Annotated in this window: 2 protein-coding genes; both read right to left on the reverse strand. The window is 66.3% G+C overall.

Features of this window, described 5'->3' with window-relative positions:
• Nucleotides 1-796, reverse strand: a 796-nt coding sequence (locus tag Y707_RS23875) for an aminotransferase class III-fold pyridoxal phosphate-dependent enzyme (protein ID WP_155852770.1), incomplete at its 3' end; no start/stop codon positions are given.
• The coding region (gene hemB / locus Y707_RS23880) for a porphobilinogen synthase (RefSeq protein ID WP_035780554.1) at nt 796-1,579 on the reverse strand (784 nt) is incomplete at its 5' end. The genes Y707_RS23875 and hemB, both read right to left, overlap by 1 nt.

Raw genomic sequence — 1,579 nt, forward strand, 5'->3', positions numbered from 1 at the left:
CTCCCGCGTCTCCGGCGGAGCCGGCGGCTCCCCCGGTCTCGCCCCAGTAGCCGCCCGGTCCCACACGGAAACCGGTGAGGACTTCGTCGACGATCAGGAGTGCACCATGCTCGGCGGTGATCGCGCTCAGTCCGGCGTTGAATCCGTCTGCCGGAGTCACCACGCCCATGTTCGCCGGCGCCGCTTCAGTGATCACGGCGGCGATATCGTTCCCGTGGACCCGGAACGCTTCGCGCACGGCTTCCAGATCGTTGTAAGGAAGCACTAGCGTTTCGGCGGCGGTGGCTTCGGTGACGCCGGCGGAGCCAGGCAGCGAAAGCGTCGCAACACCGGATCCGGCCGAGGCCAGCAAAGAGTCGAGGTGTCCGTGGTAGCAACCGGCGAACTTGATGACCAGGTTCCGCCCGGTGAAGCCGCGCGCCAACCGCACGGCCGTCATCGTCGCTTCAGTTCCGGTGGAAACCATGCGCAGGCGTTCGACGGCGGACACCCGACCGAGTACGAGTTCAGCCAGTTCCGTCTCGGCCGCCGTGGAGGCGCCAAAGGACAATCCGCGGTCGACGGCGGCATGCACGGCTTCCAGCACTGCAGGGTGGGAATGTCCCAGCAGCGCCGGCCCCCATGAGCAGACCAGGTCGACGTACTCCCGGTCATCGGCGTCGGTCAGATAGGGGCCCCGGCCGGAGACCATGAAGGGCGGAATTCCGCCGACGGAGCCGAATCCACGGACCGGTGAGTTCACCCCGCCGGGCATGATCGCCTTGGCGCGTTCGAACAGTTCTGCAGAGGTGGTCATTATTTTCCTTCCTTCAGCCAGCCGGCAAGTTCCTGGGCCCAGTATGTCAGCACCATATTGGCGCCGGCGCGGCGGATGCTCAGCACAGATTCCTCGATCGCCCGCCGCCGGTCGATCCACCCGTTGGCGGCCGCCGCTTCGATCATCGCGTACTCACCGGAGACCTGGTAGGCCGCCACCGGCACATTGCTCACTTCTGCGATATCGGAGATGACGTCCAGATAGCTCAGCGCGGGCTTGACCATCACCATGTCCGCGCCTTCCTCCAGGTCCAGCTGGACTTCCAGCAGGGCCTCGCGGCGGTTGGCTGGATCCATCTGGTAGGTCCGGCGGTCGCCCTGCAGCTGTGAATCCACCGCTTCGCGGAAGGGTCCGTAGAACGCAGAGGAGTACTTCACCGCGTAGGCGAGCTGGGACACGTTGCTGAAGCCGGCGCCGTCGAGGGCCTGGCGGATCACCGCGGTCTGCCCGTCCATCATGCCGGACGGACCGAGGACGCGCGCCCCTGCCGAAGCCTGGGCAATCGCCATCCCGGCGTAGATTTCCAGCGTCGCGTCGTTATCCACCGCTCCGTCGTCGTCGAGCACTCCACAGTGGCCATGATCGGTGAATTCGTCCAGGCACAAGTCGGACATGACCACCAGCTCGTCGCCCACTTCAGCAACGACGTCGGCAATGGCCTTGTTCAGCACGCCTTCGGGATCAACGCCGGCCGTTCCCCGGGCGTCGCGGACGGCCGGCACGCCGAAGAGCATGATGCCGCCGAGTCCGGATTCGGCGGCC

The sequence above is a fragment of the Arthrobacter sp. H14 genome, assembly GCF_000520495.1.
Classification (GTDB): Bacteria; Actinomycetota; Actinomycetes; order Actinomycetales; family Micrococcaceae; genus Arthrobacter_C.